An 18,414-nucleotide genomic window follows, 5' to 3' on the forward strand; every position below is an offset into this window, starting at 1 on the left:
CGTTGAGGAAATACAGTAGTTACTCACCGCCAGCACGGCGCCAGGCGGCTACTCGCCGGCGGATCTGACTACCGCTCCCTTGCTGACCTACACCCGCAAACAGGGGATCAACAACAAACTCGGCCGGACCCCTGCGCCGGTTTGGCTGATCTTCATGGCCGACGGCGGCCAGCTCTCTCAGTTCCTCACCGCCAACGAGAATCACAGTGAACTCCCCTCCGAGCGCACCGAAGCCCACCGCTTCTTCGACCTGCGCCGCTCTGACGCCCTGGCCACTCTGCGCGAGAGGCTTGTCGTGGAATGGTCGAAAGACACCGTCGACTGGGCCAAGACCCGGGCAATCGGTTCTCGATTGCCAGTGGTCGAGATAGCCGACCCAGCCAGGGTGGATTCCCCGGCTACGACCACGTCCTCATCACTCATGCCGATCTGCAGGCTGTAGTCGAGGACTCGCGATACCGGGACTGGCGCACCGCGCTCGGAGCCGTGCAAGGTATCTATGCGCTGCGGTACCTGAGGGGCCTGGATCCCGCACACACGCGCCACTTCCAGTTCAGCATCCTGCGGGTCTTCGGGCCCAGCACCCCCACAGCAGAAAGTCGACGCAGCGGAAGCCCACTTCAAAGCAGCGCTCCTCACCCGGAAGCACGGCCTGAACCGCAATTAGCCACGCCCAGGTGGCTCAGCGGAATCGCGAGACGTCAGCTCCCCCAGGATCCGCGTCGATCGCGTCGGGTCGCCACTACCTGGCACGATAACCAGGATGAGGCGTGACAACAGCGACGAGGCTAACGTGCTCGACCTGTGCGACGAGATCCTGGGCGGGCCCGGCCAGCGCCAAGCCCAGTTCGACTGGCTGCGCGGGGATCCCGGCAAATACGGGCGCACGGTCCGGCTGCCCGTCGACAGCTACTGGCCGGAACATCGGCTCGTGGTCGAGTACCGGGAGATCCAGCACGACCAGCCCGTCCCGCATTTCGACAAACCCGACCGGCTCACCGTCAGCGGTGTCCACCGCGGCCGACAACGCGCCTTGTACGACCAGCGTCGCGACGAGCTGATCCCCGCTCACGGCCTGCTCCTCGTGGTGATCAAGCCATCCGACCTGGCCGCCGACCGGCGAGGCCGCCTACGACGCGACCGCGACAACGACCAGCCGGCGCTGCGCACCAAACAGGAGTATTTCGTACGTCAGGACCCAGCAGGTACGTCCCTCGATTCACCTTTCCTCATGCACGCCGATCGTGGGGGGCGCGGTTCGTTGATCGGTTTCGAAGATGATCGGCGTGTCCAGGTCGGTGTAAGGACTCGATGGCCGTTGCTCGTCATCCTGCTTGCGCCGGGAACCACCCGTCACGGGCGTGCCACCGGGGTGAGATGCCAGCGGATCCCGCCCCACTACGCCTGGCCTTGCGCCGGCTCCTGTGGCCGAACGCGCCGAAGCCCCCGGCGGGAACGCACCGCTGCGCCCGCCCGGCACACCGCTACTGGAACCGGGAGGCTTGCCGACGGCCGGGCCCCGTTCCAGTGAGACTGGCCCGCCAGCGGTCAGCAGTCCCGGGAAAGGCCGTCGGCTATCAGTATCAGGCCCGGCAGGCAGGGCGCCTGAATAGGGACTCCGCGATGAGATGTCCCCGGGGTTTCCGCTCGGCAGCGGTGACGTCGTGGCCGCAGCGATGGTGTCCTCGGCGGGGCGGCCAACCGAGACCGCGTCCGGCGCCGATACCGGTGGCGTTGGGGTGGCCAGGCCCCGTTCCGGTGCGCTATCTGGCGTGTGCCCAGATGGTTGATGGCCCGGAGGACCAGATACCTTTGGCGTGCGGCTGTGAGCGGGTGGCCGATTCGCCCGGGTTTGAGTCGGCGCTGTGGCTGTCGCGGGTTGTGCGGTGGTTGGGACTGGATCAGAGCTGTTGAGCGGCGGTGGCGGGAAGTGGGGCGCTTTTCCGCTCGCTGCGAGAGTTCGGTCGTAGAGGCTCATCAGATCGGCGGCGCGCGCCTGTGCTTCGTGCTGCTGCTGCACGACTCGCTGATCTTCTGTGATCTGGCGGGCGATCTGTGCGGGGTCGGTCATCTGGTCGAGACGCGCGTTCGCGGCGCGCTGGTCGAACTCGACAGGCGGCACAGCCTCCATGTGCTTCTGGGTCTCTTGGAGAATCGAGGCACGCTCGGCTTGTTGCTGTCCCGCGCTGAAAGCACCGCGGGCGACCTCCGAGACCCACTCTGCGATCTGCATGAACTGGTGGGACGCGGCGTCCGCGGCTCGCCCCTGCCAGCCTCCACTCCTACTCACATCGAGTGCGCGGGCCAGCTTTGGCAGGTCGCTGGCCGCGTTCGACCATCTACGCGCTTGTTCGTGCACGGACGCGACACCAGCGTTGGTGGTGATAGCCCGCATCATCGTCGGGTGATCGTGGAATTCCCACGCCGTCCGGGGCGGGCCATCGTCTCCATAGGAGTCGATGGCCCAACCAGGCCCAGCTGGCGCGGCTTCCTCCAGGTATTCATTGAATTGCAGCGCGATCACTCGACCGCCAGGCCCCAGTGCCCCCACCATCTCCGAGGCGATGCGGCGGGTATCCGCTACCACCTCGGGCGGGCTACTCCTGCCGTCCGGGGTGTGGTCGGTGGTGTGGTAGGGCTGCGAAGGGTCAGCGGTCGGCAGATAAGCAGGGTGATCGGGGGAATAGTCGGGGCTGGCGGGGTCGGAGACCGCCGCAGTGAGGTCGTCGATCATGCGTCGCCTCCGGGGAGGTGGAGGGCTTCCATGGCCTGTTCCTCGTTCTCGATGTAGCGGCGCCGGGCGAGTTCCAGCGCTTCGATGACTTTCGGCAGCATGGTGGTGGCCGCCTGGTCAAGGGTGTGGAGCATTCCGTGCTCGCCTACGGCGCTCTGGTGCATGCGATCGGAAATCCATCGCGCGGCTTCGGTGTCGCTCAGCCTCGGCGGCTCGGGAAAGGGCTGGACTTCATTTATCGCGCGGAAGACGGTGATCATTTCCTGTAGAGCGGCGATCATCTCATCGGCGAACGCGGCGCTGACGGTGAAGTCGCCTTCCCTCGCTCCAGTGAGAAAGTCGTCGAGAGGGCTGCTGTACCGGAGTGGTTCTTCCTCAGGCATCAGATGGGCTCCGAAGTTCTGTGCGGCATCGGTTTTCAGTAGACGGTGCCGACGGCATCGCGAAGGCAGTGGGCGAGCTCGCGGGTTCCGCCCGGACGCAGCCGGACAGTCGCCGTGCCCTCGGATGTGCTCGAGTAAAGCAGGTACCGGCCGGCCGCGGTGTCGAACCAGGCGACCGGGTCCGTGTGGCGGCGCCCGGACGGTCCGCGTCCCCGACCGGTGACCAGGAGCCGTCCGGAGCCGAGGCGTTCCCCTGCGAGGATCCCGGCCGCTGTCTCCCGGTCGGTCCGGGTGTGGCCGTGAAACAGGTGTTGTGGGGGCCGGACCATGGACATGACCGAGTCCTGCTCGAACTGGCGGGTTTCGGCGGCATCTTCATCGACTTCGCGAGCGCGGCGGGCAGCGAACGCCGACCGTGAGACGGGAAGAGTGTCCGTGAAGACGAGTTCCCTGCCGTGACCAGCCGGCATTGACGGCGCGTGGCACGCGAGTTCGTCCACCCAATCCTCGTCCGGCAACAGCCGGAAGCCGACATCGCTGTCCCTGTCGGCCTGTTCGACGATAAGAGCTTGACGACCGTCGCTGAGTCCGAGCACTCCGAACTGGTCACCGGTGCCGGTGACACCAGTCAGAGCGATCTCGACGCGCGCATCGGCGAACAAACCAAATGCCGCCCGCACGCGGGCGTTGACCCCGCCGCTCGAGCACAGGCGCCGCTTCCTGAGCAGTATGTTCGCGACCGTCACCGTGTGCAGCAGACGGACCGGATCGGGATCAATCCGCGGCAAGGTCAAGGGGTAACGCGTGACCTGCACACCGAACGCGTAACCGAGCACCGTGACCTGCACCCGGTCGAGCGTGAAACCAAAATCAATCGCCATCGACGGTCCCCACGTCAAAGGACACCCAAACGGATACACACCGTAGCGCACCGAGCGCGCATCCGGTAAACGTGCGGACGCAGATCGTGAGCATCCCCAGGTCGTCCCCTCGAACGGGTGACTCTTCGACAATTACCAACGACGCGAGTTAGAAACCGTGGCAATCGGTGCGTGCCGGAACGCACCCGGATATGTCAGCTCCGATCGTCGGAGATGTCTACCGGCGCACACCATCCGGCGGGCTTACATACCTAGCAGCCCCACCATCACGTCCGCGGCCCTCACAACCCGCGCCGCACCACCCGAGCATTCTTCCTGTGGAAGATATACGTACCGGTCAGCCACCCGTTCGAATTACGCCGTCCTCCCCCGACTCTTGGTCCGGCACAGCGCCGAGTACCGCCTTGACCAAGAGCTGACCGCAGAACTCGTCGCGGATGCGCTCCGTCCGGAAGGCGATCTCGAACACCACACCACGACGATGTTCCCGCCACGACCACCGCACGGCCCGGTCCGCGATCGCAGCGTCGATCAAAGCATCAGCGTGAGCACGACGCCACTCGCTCGCCGGGACGCTCCCATCGAGCACCTCGATACGCAGCCAAGGATCCGTCACAAACCCCAAAGTTACGCCCATGAACTGCGCGACACACGGTGTTCGCCCAGCGGACCGAGCGGCCCCGCGACCAAGGCGGGACTGCCCCGGCCGCGGCGAAGTCGGCTTCGTCGCGGCGATCACGCCGGGCCTCCTGCGCGAGCGACATCCGGGTAGCCGTAGCGCTCTTCTTATCCGCATTGAAGCTCGACCGCAGTAGGCCGATCCGGGCAGGTGAGGCACACGAAGATGTACAGGTCGCCGACGTCGCCGATCATGAGCCCCAGCCCGTCGGGTTCGGCGCTGTCGAGGGGAATGACTGCTTCTGTTACCGACTCCGCCACCACGGCGCGGCCGAGCATGGTGAACGTGGCAGGGTCGAACTCCTCGTCCAGCCCGATCATGGTGTGGCTCGTGCAGCCATCGACCATCGTGAACCGCACCCGCTTCCCGAAGGATGTCCGGGCCCGCGTTTCCAGCGGCATCCACGCCTGCCAAGCGTCGTAGCCACACTCGGACGTGGCCGCCGTCAGCAGGTGATCCATCCGATGCCCCTGGTCGCATTCAGGCCAGAACGCGTTTTGTTCCCAGGCCACCCAGCCGCCGATCTTCGTTCCCGGTGCAACGGACAGATGCCGGCCGTAGCTCCACTCCCGGTCCTTCTCCCACGCTGTGATCTGTTCACGCAGTTCGTCGGAGGGCAGATCATCCCAGTCGGGTAACTCCACCACCCGCTCCGGCGTGATCCGGCACGACGCAGGAAGGTAACCGTCCTCGCTGTGCTCGCGGTCCGGTTCGGGTGCGGTGGCCACCGCGGTCACCGTCGTGGCGTTGCGCCACCGCACGTCGACCCGTGGAGCGTAATCAGGCTCGTGATCGGTGGGACACCACAACACCTGGCACACATCGGTCCCCTCCGGAAAAGGCAACTCCGGCACATCACGTGCGTAGACCTGCGCGACCGCCACCATGGGCAGCCGTGCCGCCGGATCACTCGCGTACTCCCCTCGCCGCGCCTCCCGGATACAGGCTTCCACCGCTTCGTACTCGCGGTACAGCGACGGCTCCACCAGGGCGGTAGTACGTGCGTCCACCGCCGCACGCAGCTCGGCGAGGCGCCGCTCCAACTTCTGCCCCTCCGCGCTGCGCAACGGCCGATCATCAGGATGATCGATCGTGCACACCGGCCACGCCTCGTCCGCCGGCCACAACAACGGCCCACCCAACGACGACTCGTACGCCGTGGTCACGCCCCGCTGCGGATGCAGTCGCACCGTCGTCCGCGCCAACCCAGCCAGTGCCGGAAACAACTCCGCCACATCCACCGGCTTCTCCGGCGTCGTGAACCCCATCACTGCATCCATACGACGAGCATCGCACGAGGCCCCGACAATCGAAGCCCGGCAGGCAACAGTAAACACCGCACGCACGCAACGCTACCCATCATTGCTGAGGTCGTCCGTTTTCTGTTAGCAGGACTCGGTTTCAGGCGTTGTCGCGCTCGACCATGCGGACGTCGAGTTTATCCAGACGCCACGCGCCGAACATCGATGTTTCGAGACGGCGGTGCATGCCTTCGTCAGGGCTCACCGAGGGGTAGCTGCTCCGGGCATTTCCGGCCATAATGGAGATTCGACACCTCTCCACCTGGATCCCCCTCCGCGCCAGACGTCGGCACGTTCGGTTCAGGAACCGACTTCGAAAGGCGCCAATGACCGATCTTTGGCGGCCATGTCCCAACCGAGAATGTTGCGCGTGCTTCGACTGGTCGCGAGCTCAAGCAACACAGCGGTCATCGGCCGCCTTGTCCTCGTCCATTCATCAGGGCTGTGCCGACTCTGATATACCACGTGCCATTTATCAGGATCAGACGTCCACGGCAGCCAAAAAAGTGCACCGCCAGCAAAATCAGAAGCGAATGGAATTACCCCACCAGGCTCCGGAAATGGCGGAAAGCTGTCGTATCCGTTTTCCCTGGCCATTTTGACGCCGATTAGATTTCGATCAAACTCTTCCTTGAAGAGAGTCAAGTGTTCACTATTTTGAATGGGGTTCAGAATTCTTATAACGTCACGGAATGCCCCGGAGGGAAATCGACTCATGAATTCCTTGTAGTCACCAGGAAAGGAGGTCCCCACCCTGCCCTCGACTGCACCCCAGGCAAGCTCGGGCAAAACTGAACCCTTCCAATCGACGGCAGACGCTATACGGTCCAGCACGGGACGACTCTCGACCATCGACCGCAAGTCCTTTCGGTACAAGAAATAACTTTGAGTCAATGTATCACGCCAGGCTGGCGAGATCGAGACCTGGCGTGAAACACTCAAAACAGCACTCACCGACACAAAGTCTATTGACAGATCGCGCGCGGCGGGTTGGGAATGTTTTCGATTATTGCGAGGCAACGGAATTTTCCTTTCATGCCCCACGCTTTGACGTACAGCCTCTTTGGCAGAGCCTCGTTACCCTCATAGTAGGCGCTAACTCGAACGTACACCGGTTCGCCGCCACGAACCGCTTGCTTGATTGGCTCTTCAACGTCCCATTGCATTACTGGCTTATTCGCCATCTTATACAGCGGGACGATATTTTGCACATGGTGCACTCCGCCCATTGTCGATGCGACGAGATGGCTCCTGTCCATCGTCAGCCCGTCGAACCCCACGGGCGTGTCTGGATCTCCAGGTTGCCTTGGAACGACGTGAGCGACGCATGCAGTTCCACCGGTGGCGCGGCTTGCGGGCACGTTGCTGTGGGTGAAGTTCTGCATCCGGTCGTTGATGACCCATCCAGTAGTGCCGTCGGGGCATTTCCGGTCGTTGTTCTCCTCACCAGGGCCAGGCTCGGGGAGGGGGCCGGGGAACGGGTAGGGATCCCGCCGCGGATCGTTCACCGGCGGCGCATGGGGGTCACGCTTGGGTTTCGTCTGCACGTCACAGCCAGGTCCGGCGAGACTGTTCGCGGCAACCGGCTTGCACTTGACCAGCCGCTGGGCCAGGTCCCGCAGTTCGCTGCTTAGCCGCCTCCCCGCGACCTTCAGGTCCTTAAAGGTACGGATGCCTTTGACGATACGGACGACGGCGGACACGGCGTCGGGGATCTTGCTGAGCACGGAAGCGATCTTGAGGATGGGCAGGGCATTGATGACGGTCATGACACAGGAGATGAAGTCGCCTTCGGTGAAGCAGCGTTTGGCATCGTTGTAGCCGACGATGTCGAGGATGACCTGCCCGCCCTCGGCGATGATGAAATCAAGCAAAGGCTTGTTGGAGTCCGCGCGAGCGCGGTTGTACTCGTCGACAGCGACTTGCCCCTTCTCGGTCCGAAGCGCCTCGGCTTCCGCCGAGGTCAGCTCGGGGATCTCACTGTCGTCGGTGATGGCCTGCTCCACCTCCTGTCGCTGCCGGGCTTCGTTTTCCAGCCTGAGTTGTTCCTGGATTTGGGCCAGTTGGGCTTGGATGTCGCGGGAAACCTGCGCGACGTTGTTCGCGCGCGCTTCGGTGTCTTTGGCATAGTTTTCGGCGTTGGTGGCCGCCTCGTCGGCGTTTCGGGCGTGTTCCGCGGCCCGGTCAGCGGAGGCGCGGGCGGCGTCGGCGTCGCGTTGGGCCTGTTCGGCGGCTCGTTGGGCCGCGGCGGCGTCTTGTTCGGCGCGGGTGGCCGCGGCGCTGGCCTCATTTGCCGCGCGGGTGGCGCCGTCGGCGGCTTTCCGTGCCGCGCGGGCGTCGGCTTCGGCCTGGTCCGCCAACCTTCCGGCGAGGGCGGCGTCGGCGGCTGCCTGGTTCGCTGCCGCGCGTGCCGCTTGAGCATCGGCCTGAGCGCCGGCATCGACGACTGCGGCCTCCGCCGCGGCCTTGCGGGCGGCGGCGCCATGGATGGCGGCATCAGCCGCCGACTGCTGCGCCGCCGCGGCGGAACGGGCGGCGTCGGCCGCGGAGCTGGCCGCCTGGGCGGCGGCCTGGTAAGCGGGGGCGACGTCGGCGGCGGCGTTACGAGCCGCTTCGGCAGCCCGTTGGGCTTGGGCGGCGGCGTCGGTGGCGGCGGCCTGGGCGGCCTTGACCTGGGTGTCGCCGACGTCCTTGGCGCGGTTGGCGACCATGACGATGAAGTCGGCGTCGATGTCCGCGCCAGTGAACGGGCTGACGATCGCGATGGCCTGGTCCGCGGGCGCCGCGATCCCGGAAGCCGATTGCACCGACGCGGTCGCGGCACGAGCGGCGATCCCGGCCTGGGGAGCGGCGGTGGCTGCCTCAACTCCGGCGGCGTTGGCCTCGTCCCGGGTGCGGTGAGCGGCGTCGAGCGTAGTGGCCGCTTCGACGGCGGCCTGCTGAGCGAGGTTCGCGGCGTTGCGCGCGTTTTCCGCGGCGCGGGCCTCAGCAGCGGTGGCTTCCTCGGCGGAGGCGCGTGCGCGCAGGGTTTCGGCGTGCACCGCGGCGGCTTCGCGTTCGGCGCGAGTGGCGGCTTCGTTGGCGCGGGCCGCCGCGGCCTGGGCCTCGTTCGCGGCGGTGCGGGCGTTCTCGGCGGCGACCTCGGCTTCACGCGCGGCGGCGCGGGCCTGCGCGGCGGCAGCTTGGGCGGCGTCGGCGTGAGCGCGGGCCCGGCCAGCGGCCGCGTCGGCCTCGATCGCAGCACCGCGAGCCCGGCCCGCCGCCGCTTGCGCGTCATCCGCGTGCCCACGGGCGATACGCGCGGCCTCCTTCGCGGTGTTGGCGTCGGCTCGGGCTTGCCGGGCCGCGGCCCAGGCCCTGTCCTTGTCCGCTTGGGTGACCTCGGTGGATTGCTGCATCCGCTGGGCCAGGCCTTCGAGAGCGATGGCTTTCTTGTCCGCGGTGTTCTCATGGTCGACGGGATCGTTGACCGGGCCACCAAGACAATGAGGCTCGACCAGCCCTCAAGAACCCCTCTTTGGCAGGTCGCCGCAGTGCTTTGTGTTCACTGTCCTGCCCGTGTAGCGCGTCGAGGTTGTCACTGCTCCACTCGAACGGCGGATGGTCCGGTATAAGGACACCACGCAGTATGGATGACTGTCCGACCGCCGGGCGTCGCTTGGGGGCTTCCGTATTTGGGTGCGCTTCGGGGAAGTGCGGCCGCCTGCCGCCGTTCCGGTCGATCACCGCACAGGCGTCCTGCATCTGCCTTGTGAACCGGAAGCATGCGCGATTCCACCCCGGATGAGGCCGTATCGACGAACAGATGCGATTTCGGCATGCGCTGGTGACGCAGCTACAGGCTCCGCAATAAGTAATTCCGATAAGGAGAATCTGACGTGAAATTCCGTTCCCTGGCCGTGATGGGGGTGTTCTCGCTGCTCGCCTGCCTGCTGGTCGCCACGCCCGCACAGGCGGCGACATCCGTTACCTTCACCCCGCAAACAATCCTGGCGCCCGGACTCCCACCCGGTGGCGGAGTCGACCAGAACGTCACTCCCGTGGGCACCATCTCGCTGAACATGACCGCCACGCAGACCGCATACGTGGTCTCGAAGATGCGGGTCAACAACGCCACCATCCGCAGCCTCTTCGACAACGAGGTCGTCTGCAAGGGTCCGGGCGGCTGGAGCAAGAACATGGTGACCGGGCAGAACGTGTACGACAAGAACTCGGGCTCACCGTTGCAGGACGTGACGCTCTACACCCGTTTCCTCGTCCACCCCGGCGTCGCCGGCACAGTCACCTGCACCGCGAACGTGCGAGGCAACTCGCTCGGCGCCAACGACGCCACCTACCGGCTGGACAGCGGGTACATCACGTTCGCCGACACCTCGGTCGCCAACGCCACCGACGGCCAACCAGTGCAATCCAGCGTCAGCGCGGGAGTGCACGGCCTCAACGCCGATGCCCCGGTGGTGCGACTACCCGCGCTCGACTACTTCACCCTCCCCACAACCGTGCAGGGCCTCAACGTGGTCGGCGACGTCGAACTGATGATCTGCTGGCCGAACACGCCATGCGACAAGTACAAGACGTCCCAAGTGAAGTTCACGCTCTTCATCAACCAATGGAAGTCCGACGGCACACTCTGCAAAACCGACAGCAGCATCCAGGCCACGCACGACGTGCCGTACTGGGTACACCACAAATACGTGCCACTCAACAAAGCGGACTTCACCGTGAGCAAAGCACCAGGCTGCGTCCCCCGGTTCAACGCCTACGTCAAAGCCGAATGGCTGGGCGGCGAGACCGCCGGCATCCAGGGAACGGCCACCGGACTCCCCGACTCACGCAACTCGACCACCACACACGACTCCGACATGAGTCACGCCTACGTCCTGCCGTACTGATCCATCCACCTTCGACCGTGTCTCACATGCCAAATCGGTAAAGCAAGCCGCAGGAGTTCGTCGGCGCGGCATTCGTCGCGGACAGTCTTGCGTCAGCAACCGGCCTGCCAGGAAATTGCGCGTTCTACGATCCAGTGGTAGCAGCCGGACCGGCCTGAGGGCTCGATGCCGTTGCGGGCGACGCGCATGGCGCGGTCGCCCGCCGCGGCGGGCGAATCGTCGAGCACACGCGATACTCCCTCGGCGACGAGGAGCCCACGTTCGCCGACGGAGGCCCTGATCGCCGCGCTGTGCACCGCCTGGCGCTGGGTGACGTGTCCCGGGAGGACGTCGCAGTGCGGTCGGTCGCTGCGGCGATCGACCGGTTCGGCGGCATGGACATCCTGGTCAGCAACGCCGGCCGATCGGTGAACAAGCCGATCATCGCGACCACTGCGGCCGACTGGGACGAGCTGATGTCGATCAATGCCCGCGGAACGTTTCTGCACGCCAGGGAAGCGTTCCGAGCGATGAGCGAACGCGGCGGGGGCGTGATCGTCACGGTCGGCTCGTTCGCCTGCACAGTCGGCCTCGCCGATGCGGCCGCCTACAGCGCGTCAAAGGGGGCACTGGCGCAGTTGACCAAGGTGCTCGCGCTGGAGGGCGGCCCGCACGGCATCCGGGCCAACGTCGTCGCCCCCGGTGTGATCGAGACCGACATGCTCGACAACTTCCGCGCGGACAGCCGGGGGTATCTGCGCTCCTTCGGCGACGCCCACCCCTTGGGCCGTGTCGCGCAGCCCGAGGAGATCGCCGAGGTGATCGGTTTCCTGCCTCGCCCCGGTCCGGGTTCATCACCGGCGCGGTCGCCACCGCCGACGGCGGCTACACCGCCGCCTGACACCACACAACCACCACGAAGAAAGAGCGCATCATGCCTGGACGCCTCGTCGATTGCCGGGTATACGCACATGCCGCGAGGCGGATGATTATGCCGTTTTTGACGCGGCACGATGATCCGCGAGGTCGGCTCCGATCTGACTCGGACGCCGAACAAGACTTTTCGATCCGATTTCTGCAGGCCAAGGGCCATCAGAGCCCGATGAGCGTGTGTGCGCGAGCCACCGTCGTCGACGAGAAGCACCCCGGCGAGCGAGGAAATTGTTAGTTTCCACTTTCGGATTTATCGGCAAACTTCACCCCTCTTTGGTAACGCGATTATGAGGGGAAACGACTGTCAATCAACAGAAGGGTAGACGTCGAGCCAAGGCGCCAGACCCGCCGACCCGAAACCACCAGGGCAGGCGGACTATGACATTTGAGTCTTTCGATCTGGGCTTCCTGGAACGCGGCGTGGTTGTGACGCTTTTGTTGCGAGCGCCAGTGAACGTCCGCCTGATGACACAGACCAACCACCTCGCGTATCAACGCAAGCAGTTCTATCGGATGCTGGGAGGCGTGGCGTTGACTGCGAGCTTCAACTTGACCATCCCGAGCAACGCGCACTGGTTTCTCGTCGTGGACGCTGATGGATTGGCGGTCCCGTTACGTTCCCCGACGGTGTCGGTGAAACGTTGACCGCGCGTTCTGCGGCCGAGACCTGTCACCACTACGTCCGTCTGCGTCACGTCACCTTTCCGGTGGTCGTCACCACGGACCGGGAACTGCCTGATGCCACGGTCGATTCTTTCCTTGAATGGCAGCGGACCAACCATCAGCACATGAGCACTTCGCCTGATCGGCGGAGCCAGGATCCGGTCCATCGGCTCGGTGAACGTCGACCGGTGCGACGTGCACCGATAGAGTGGGTTCATGAGTGACCCGGAGGAGCTGGCTCGCACGCTGCGGGCCACGGCAAGAACCGCCGCGACCGGCGCTCTGCGCGAAGGACTCGAAGAGATCGAAACGCGGCACGGCCAGCACATTGCCGACGAGGTCGCCGGTTTGCTTGACGTCGACGGCGTGTTCGCCGGACTGCGCGACACCGAGAACCGGCGACGAGGCAGCAACGACGACGTGCCGTGGGAGTTCAAGACGGAGCCCTCGACCTGAACGTGGCTCACTTCTCCCAGGTGTAGCTCAGGGCAGGTGGGTCGTCGGTCGTCTTCGTGACGATGAGGTTCTGATCGCGGTGCGCTTCAGCCCACCGGGTCATCTCGTCATAGAGCTGATCGCGCAGGCCGATGTCCCGCACCTCGATCGTGGCGCGCTGGGCCAGCTGGCTTGGATCGACGTCAGGATCGGTGCGGATCCCCAGGTTCCAGAAGTGCTTCTTGTCGCTGCCGTCGGCGCCGTGGCCGTCGTTGGTGAAGTAGACCTCGTCGGTCGTCTTGTTGTAGATCGTCTGGCTCACTTTGATCTGGTCGTCGCCTTGGGCGGCGTCGAAGTAGCCCGCAGGGTCCGACGAGCCCGGTTCACGGGTGTAGAACCCGACTTCGCCGCCGAACGCGCCACCGAACCCGTAGCTGCCCTTCCACAGTTCGAGCCGGTACTGCTTGCCGGTCTTCGGGTCGGTGAATTCCATATTGTCACCATCGTCACCGGTCGCGTCGAGGTCCGCGCCGATGAGCTTCTCCAGCTTGTCGTAGAAGTCGTGCCAGCCCAGGAAGCTCTGCATCGAGTGTTCGCCGGTGGTGTAGTAGTCGCCGTCCGCGACGTATCTGAAGCCGAGATAGTCGTAGATCTTCTGCGCGATCTCGCGGTTCTGGAGCAGCAGTTCCCAGTTTCCGGTCGCCAGGGCGACCTTGAGCCTCGGATCGTTCTTCACCAGCTCGGCTATGCCCGGGATCTCACGCAGCATGATCGCGGCGATCTCGGCGAGGTTCCGCTTTTCCGACCCCGCCAGCTCCCACACCTGGCCGGTCTTGGTCCGGAGCTTGAGCCCCTCGGCGAGAAGGACCGCGTCGTAGCCGAGGACGATCCGCTCCAGGTCCGCGAGCACGACGACAGCCCGCGCCTTGATCACCTTGTCCTCCGCCCACGCGGAGACGATGTTGCCCTCACCACGCGAGAGGTCATTCCAGACGCCGTCCAGCTGTTTCTCCAGCGCTTCGGCGTCCGCACGGTGACTGCGAGCGTCGCCTTGCGCTTTGGACAGCGCGTCGCGGACCACCTCGAACGACACCGCGGACTCCTCGAGATCCTGCGCCTGGTCGTCGCGGTTCTTCTTGAAGTCCGTCAGCGACGTGAGCGCCGACTCGCCGGCCCCGCCGCGCCAGCACTCGGCCAGCTGAACCCGGACCGCCTCGACCAGCACCTTGGCGTCCAGAACGGCTTCTTTGGTGGCACGGCAGGCTCGGGCCCGATCGTCCAGGTCGGTCGTGCTGCCTTTTTCCACCTGGTCGGCGACATGGCGGATCTTGTCGAAGACCGAGCTCACCGGTCAATCCCTTCGAGGCCGCTGTCCAATGCCTTCAAGAAGGTGTCACGCGCGGCGGAGTCGGTCCCCTCGTAACTCTTGGCGGCAGCACGAATGGCGTCAACCAGGCTAACCACCTGGAGTTGCGCCGCCTTCAGGTCTTCCTGACGGGTCAGCAACCACACGTCGTAGTCCCCCGCGTAACCGGCAGCACGGTGGGTGTCGCCGACGTTCGGCGCACCCCCAGCGGTGAGCGTCGGCTGCTTCCCCGCGGCGAGCTTTCCCGCCGCATTGCTGATATCCGCGACATCGACCTCGAAACCCACAGCACATCCTCCCCACATAAGTGACATCCCGCGTAGGCAATGTAACATTCAATCCTGGATTCGATACCCGGTTCTGACAGGCGCCGCATCGACGTCTGTCACCACCGCGCCATTACCTGGTTGCCCACACTCGCGACGCCCTCATCACGTGGCTAACAAAGACTCGACATCTTCGCGCCGGGCATCACGCGCCACCGGCCGCGGCCCGACGACACCATGCCCCGGCACCGAGCATGACCTCACGATCAGCTCTGTGGCTCGTCCTTCCTGTTCGACCTGCGTAGCGCCCGGCCCGCCTTCGACGCCACATACTTTGCCGCAGGTGGGTGCGTGCTCCCAGTAGCGGATCAGTTCCGGGCCTGCGGCCATCACCTACATGAAGTCCGCATCGGGGGTGTCGAGAGCGACCCGGATCCGGCGATCTGTGTGGGCGAGGTCCTCGGTACGACACCGTTCGTCAGTGCTGAGCGTGCTGGGAACGGCCACGTGCGCACCGCGTCCCCTCCTTCTCGATCCTGACGGCGACGTCACCTAGCTCGGGACAGGAAGACCCGACGAATCCCCGCCGACACGACAGGAGAATGCGAGGGCGGGCCGGTCGTAGGGCTGAGTCAGATGGCGCACACACTGCAGATCGAATGAAGACGTGCCTTTGTCAGGCGGGATCGCTCTGCAACGGTCCGCGTCGCGCCTCGACCGCTCCGTCCGGACCGGGCCGGTCGGTGGTGAAGCCGACGGACCGCAGGATCCGCAGGGCTGCTTGATTGGACTCACGGGTCGACGCACTCAGCGTCGCCACACCGGCCGCCGACGCCTCGTCGACCAGCAGCCGCACCGCCGCGGCGCCGACGCCGCGACCCCGCGTCGAGCGTGCGAGCCAGATCCCCAGTTCCGCGGCCGCATCGCCGGTGGGACCGGCTGCGAGGCGCACCGCCCCCACGATCATTCCTTCGGCACGAACAGCCCAGGTACGTTCCCGGCAGTGTCCGGCCAGGCCAGCTCGACGGTCCTGATGGTAGGCGCGCAGCCAAGCGATCCGCTCGTCGCTCCACGAACCGTCCGCCGTCAGCGGCGGCGTCACGTCGTCGGCCGACGCATCCTCGACCGCGACCCTGACCAGGTCGTCAAGCACGTCATTGTCCACCGCGACAAGTTCCACCGAGTCGGAATGGGTCACTGTCATGGGAAATGCTCCTCGTGGTCCAGGCTTGTTCAGCGGCAGCAGTACGCGTGGGGTGATGGCGACGAGGCGGCATCGGCGCGGCATCGACCATAACGCGGTACGGCAAGACGGTCGAAACGCATACTCGCTCATTGCGCGAGCCCTATGAGGGGACGGCCCGGTGGAGCGTTTCGCCCCGCCCAGTGGGCCCGGTTCGGCCTCCCATCCCGCCAGGTCACCCTCGCCTGCGCGCCGTGCTCGTCATCACGACAGCGCTGTTCGCCGCCGCCAGCGACGCCATGTCGGCAGCTCAGGGATCCTTCCGGTTCCCGCGCAGGAAAATGACCCAGTAGTAGCCACTGCCCAGCACCAACACCGCGCCGAGGCCGACGTTGGCCCAGTTCTTCCAGTCCATCGGCCCCACATCGGTTACTCCCAGAATGAGCCAGACAGCCCCGAAAAGATCCCAAGTCACCGCCATGCGACGCGCTGACTTCGCATCCATGGTCGTTCTGCCCAGACGTCGTTTCGCCACAGCCATACATCCCACCCTCACCGCCGAACGTCCCAGGGGTCGTTTCTCGATTACCCGAATCTTTGTTACGCCCAAACACTTTCCGTCAGCATCGTCGTAGTGAGGGGGCACCTCGACCCGTCGAGGTCACCAGCCGCGGTCAGCTCGGCAGGCCCGCCGAAAGGGTCGCCGGTGTTCGACCTGGTATCGGCTCCGGCCGTACAGCACGCCGGGTTATGATCCTCTTTCTGTCGCGCCGACGGCCTCACCCGGCGAGCGCCACGAGCGACCGAGTCGAGGAGCAGACGTCACCATGTCCCCCACCGGGTCACGCCACTGTCCCGCGCGCACGTCGAGTTCCCGGATCGATCGCAGTTCCCGGATCCCGATGCCACGGAAAGGCTTCGAACAGACGATCTGGCGCGATGACGCACTGGTCGTGGCCCTCCGCGGGGACTTCGACGCTACGAAGAAGACCTCGCTGAGCACCTGCCTCGCCGACGCGATCGCCGCCAAGCCCCGTGCCATCCTCGTCGACGCCACCACGATGACGTTCGGTTCCGCGGGCACCTTCTCGGAACTCCTGACCGCGTGCGCGGACGCACAGCGCGCCGGAGTACCTTTCGCGCTCCACACTGCCGCCTACGCCATCCTTCGCCCGCTGCTCACCCTCCGCCTCGGCTCCGACTTGGTTGTTCACCGTCGGCCCTCCGACGCTCGCACATGGCTCCGAAACGCGGGGCGCGCCGGTCACCGCGACGAGCCGGCCATGACGTTCACGCCCTGACCGGAACCCGCTGTTCGCACCAGGGTCGGGCGCGGCGACCCCGCCCCAGCGAGCTTGCCGAGGACATGATCGGGAAATACCTCGGATCGTCCTGGTGAATCGTCGACTTCCCTCAGCCGGCCGGTCCGAGCACCGCGTCGTCGAGCCGGGGCGGGTACGGGCCGTCTGCTGTGCCTGGACTTTCTCGATCGCGGGGAGCCGTTCCTTCTGGATCGCCACGAGGTCGGCTTCGCCGAGCCCACCGTGGCGGAAGGCGGAGACGAGCCGGCGGAGGAACCACGGGCCGGGTCGACACCGCCCCATCGTGCGTAAGTGATCCACTTTGGCGTCGGCGCTATGCCGCCCAAAATCCTCGACCTGCCGCGGTCGGGACACTCGTCGGACGAGCGCGGACAAGGACCTCGACGGGAATGTTCTCCAAGGTTCGGACTATCGTTGTCGAGCTTCTGATACCGGGCAGCGGGCGGCCGTCGCCGTGCAGATCAGAGCGGACGATCTCGACGTGGCGGTAGCTGTCGGCGGCGAGAGGTGCAGGCACACTCGCGACGACGAGGTCGAGGCATGCCGATGCAGCACCGCACTGGTCACCACCTGGATCCCGTCGGGTGCCGAGACGTTCGTCGCCGGGTGGAACCCTCGAAAATGATCGACAGTGTGGCTATGAACGGCTCGTGGTGCGATTCCACGGCGCGGCCGTATAGTCGGCCGGTTCCGCCGAAGGGGTGGAACCGGCCCGGTGTGATTCCGGGACCAGGCGGTGAAACCCCGCGTCCTCTGTGTCCGGCACGTGCCGGACTGTGCTGGGGTACGGCGTCACTATGGGGTGTTGATTCATGTTCACTGGGCGAATCGGCGAGCTGAGTTCCATCGAACAGATCAAGGGCGACGTCTTCCGGGTGCGCGCGCCGAAGAGCGCGGACCGCGTCAGCGACGGCGGTTCGAGACCGGGAACGCGGTCAATGTCGAGACACCGCTTCATGTCGGAGACCCGCTGGACGGCCACCTGGTCCAGGGCTACGTCGACGCGGTCGGCAAGGTACTGCGGGTCGATGACGAAGACGGTGCCAGCTCGATTTATGCGGAAACTACCCACAGAGCGGGAGCGAGCGACGTGTTTGGCTGTCCCCGTGCTGAAGAAACTACTTACCACCACCGCGATCACCGTCCTGTCGCTCACCGCCACCACGCCCGCGCAAGCGATACCGGCGTACTACCAGCAAACAATCACCGGCTCCACCCTCGCCCAGTGCAACGCCGCCGGTTCCCAGCTCGCCCAGCAGAAACGTGCCGAGGGCTACCTCGTCACCTGGACCGGCTGCGGCCATCAGAACTTCGGCTACGTCGGCGTGGTCGGCTGGTCGGACTGACCCGACCAACCGCGCCAGGTCATCGGCCCAGCACGCACATGTGCCCCTAGA

Annotated in this window: 18 protein-coding genes; 8 read left to right on the forward strand and 10 right to left on the reverse strand. The window is 65.5% G+C overall.

What is annotated here, in order from left to right; translation table 11 throughout:
* Positions 1-79 precede the first annotated feature (79 nt).
* The gene (locus tag BKN51_RS16360) at positions 80-442 is read left to right on the forward strand and encodes a hypothetical protein (protein ID WP_101608479.1); all 363 of its coding nucleotides are present in this window, start codon (positions 80-82) and stop codon (positions 440-442) included.
* Between the two features lie 321 nt (positions 443-763).
* Positions 764-1,531, forward strand: a complete 768-nt coding sequence (locus tag BKN51_RS44010; RefSeq protein ID WP_199192970.1) for a hypothetical protein — start codon at positions 764-766, stop codon at positions 1,529-1,531.
* Positions 1,532-2,730: 1,199 nt separating this feature from the next.
* Here BKN51_RS44010 and BKN51_RS16370 read toward each other — a convergent pair.
* From BKN51_RS16370 to BKN51_RS16390, 6 genes are all read right to left on the reverse strand, one after another.
* Positions 2,731-3,117, reverse strand: a complete 387-nt coding sequence (locus tag BKN51_RS16370) for a hypothetical protein (protein WP_101608480.1) — start codon at positions 3,115-3,117, stop codon at positions 2,731-2,733.
* 35 nt (positions 3,118-3,152) lie between these two features.
* Entirely contained in the window at positions 3,153-3,998 is an 846-nt protein-coding gene (locus BKN51_RS16375; RefSeq protein ID WP_101608481.1) for an ESX secretion-associated protein EspG, read from the reverse strand.
* Between the two features lie 337 nt (positions 3,999-4,335).
* The gene (locus BKN51_RS16380; RefSeq protein WP_146044317.1) at positions 4,336-4,533 is read right to left on the reverse strand and encodes a hypothetical protein; all 198 of its coding nucleotides are present in this window, start codon (positions 4,531-4,533) and stop codon (positions 4,336-4,338) included.
* 251 nt (positions 4,534-4,784) lie between these two features.
* Positions 4,785-5,957, reverse strand: a complete 1,173-nt coding sequence (locus BKN51_RS16385) for a hypothetical protein (protein ID WP_101608483.1) — start codon at positions 5,955-5,957, stop codon at positions 4,785-4,787.
* Between the two features lie 321 nt (positions 5,958-6,278).
* On the reverse strand, positions 6,279-6,932 hold the full coding sequence (locus BKN51_RS43120; RefSeq protein WP_146044316.1) for an SMI1/KNR4 family protein: 654 nt from the start codon (positions 6,930-6,932) through the stop codon (positions 6,279-6,281).
* Between the two features lie 11 nt (positions 6,933-6,943).
* Entirely contained in the window at positions 6,944-9,376 is a 2,433-nt protein-coding gene (locus BKN51_RS16390; RefSeq protein WP_101608484.1) for a DNA/RNA non-specific endonuclease, read from the reverse strand.
* 480 nt (positions 9,377-9,856) lie between these two features.
* Between BKN51_RS16390 and BKN51_RS16395 the strand changes: the two genes are divergently transcribed.
* Complete coding sequence (locus BKN51_RS16395; protein ID WP_101608485.1) at positions 9,857-10,870, forward strand: hypothetical protein; 1,014 nt, start codon at positions 9,857-9,859, stop codon at positions 10,868-10,870.
* 92 nt (positions 10,871-10,962) lie between these two features.
* Here BKN51_RS16395 and BKN51_RS44675 read toward each other — a convergent pair whose 3' ends face one another.
* Positions 10,963-11,097 (reverse strand): hypothetical protein, encoded by a 135-nt coding sequence (locus BKN51_RS44675; protein ID WP_255414879.1) that lies wholly within the window; start codon positions 11,095-11,097, stop codon positions 10,963-10,965.
* An 87-nt stretch (positions 11,098-11,184) separates the two neighbouring features.
* On the opposite strand from BKN51_RS44675, the gene BKN51_RS16405 reads away from it, so the two are divergent.
* From BKN51_RS16405 to BKN51_RS16415, 3 genes are all read left to right on the forward strand, one after another.
* Positions 11,185-11,838, forward strand: coding sequence for an SDR family NAD(P)-dependent oxidoreductase (locus BKN51_RS16405; protein WP_233223130.1), 654 nt, complete (start codon positions 11,185-11,187; stop codon positions 11,836-11,838).
* A gap of 322 nt (positions 11,839-12,160) precedes the next feature.
* Positions 12,161-12,427 carry a DUF1883 domain-containing protein gene (locus BKN51_RS16410; RefSeq protein ID WP_101608487.1) on the forward strand — a complete coding sequence of 89 codons (267 nt, stop codon included), beginning with the start codon at positions 12,161-12,163 and terminating at the stop codon, positions 12,425-12,427.
* Positions 12,428-12,661: 234 nt separating this feature from the next.
* The gene (locus BKN51_RS16415; RefSeq protein WP_101608488.1) at positions 12,662-12,901 is read left to right on the forward strand and encodes a hypothetical protein; all 240 of its coding nucleotides are present in this window, start codon (positions 12,662-12,664) and stop codon (positions 12,899-12,901) included.
* 7 nt (positions 12,902-12,908) lie between these two features.
* Here BKN51_RS16415 and BKN51_RS16420 read toward each other — a convergent pair whose 3' ends face one another.
* The 3 genes from BKN51_RS16420 to BKN51_RS16430 all read right to left on the reverse strand — a co-directional run bounded on the left by BKN51_RS16420 (position 12,909) and on the right by BKN51_RS16430 (position 15,716).
* A complete protein-coding gene (locus tag BKN51_RS16420; protein WP_101608489.1) occupies positions 12,909-14,228 on the reverse strand; it encodes a DUF4474 domain-containing protein in 1,320 nt (439 codons plus the stop codon).
* The gene (locus BKN51_RS16425; RefSeq protein ID WP_101608490.1) at positions 14,225-14,533 is read right to left on the reverse strand and encodes a hypothetical protein; all 309 of its coding nucleotides are present in this window, start codon (positions 14,531-14,533) and stop codon (positions 14,225-14,227) included. The genes BKN51_RS16420 and BKN51_RS16425 overlap by 4 nt, the downstream gene beginning before the upstream one ends.
* 655 nt (positions 14,534-15,188) lie before the next feature.
* The gene (locus BKN51_RS16430; protein WP_101608491.1) at positions 15,189-15,716 is read right to left on the reverse strand and encodes a GNAT family N-acetyltransferase; all 528 of its coding nucleotides are present in this window, start codon (positions 15,714-15,716) and stop codon (positions 15,189-15,191) included.
* Between the two features lie 881 nt (positions 15,717-16,597).
* On the opposite strand from BKN51_RS16430, the gene BKN51_RS16435 reads away from it, so the two are divergent.
* Both BKN51_RS16435 and BKN51_RS43125 read left to right on the forward strand, forming a co-directional pair.
* The gene (locus tag BKN51_RS16435; protein ID WP_101608492.1) at positions 16,598-16,996 is read left to right on the forward strand and encodes an STAS domain-containing protein; all 399 of its coding nucleotides are present in this window, start codon (positions 16,598-16,600) and stop codon (positions 16,994-16,996) included.
* 1,127 nt (positions 16,997-18,123) lie between these two features.
* Positions 18,124-18,363, forward strand: a complete 240-nt coding sequence (locus BKN51_RS43125; RefSeq protein ID WP_158255758.1) for a hypothetical protein — start codon at positions 18,124-18,126, stop codon at positions 18,361-18,363.
* Positions 18,364-18,414 lie beyond the last annotated feature (51 nt).

It is taken from the genome of Amycolatopsis sp. BJA-103, from assembly GCF_002849735.1.
Lineage (GTDB): Bacteria > Actinomycetota > Actinomycetes > Mycobacteriales > Pseudonocardiaceae > Amycolatopsis.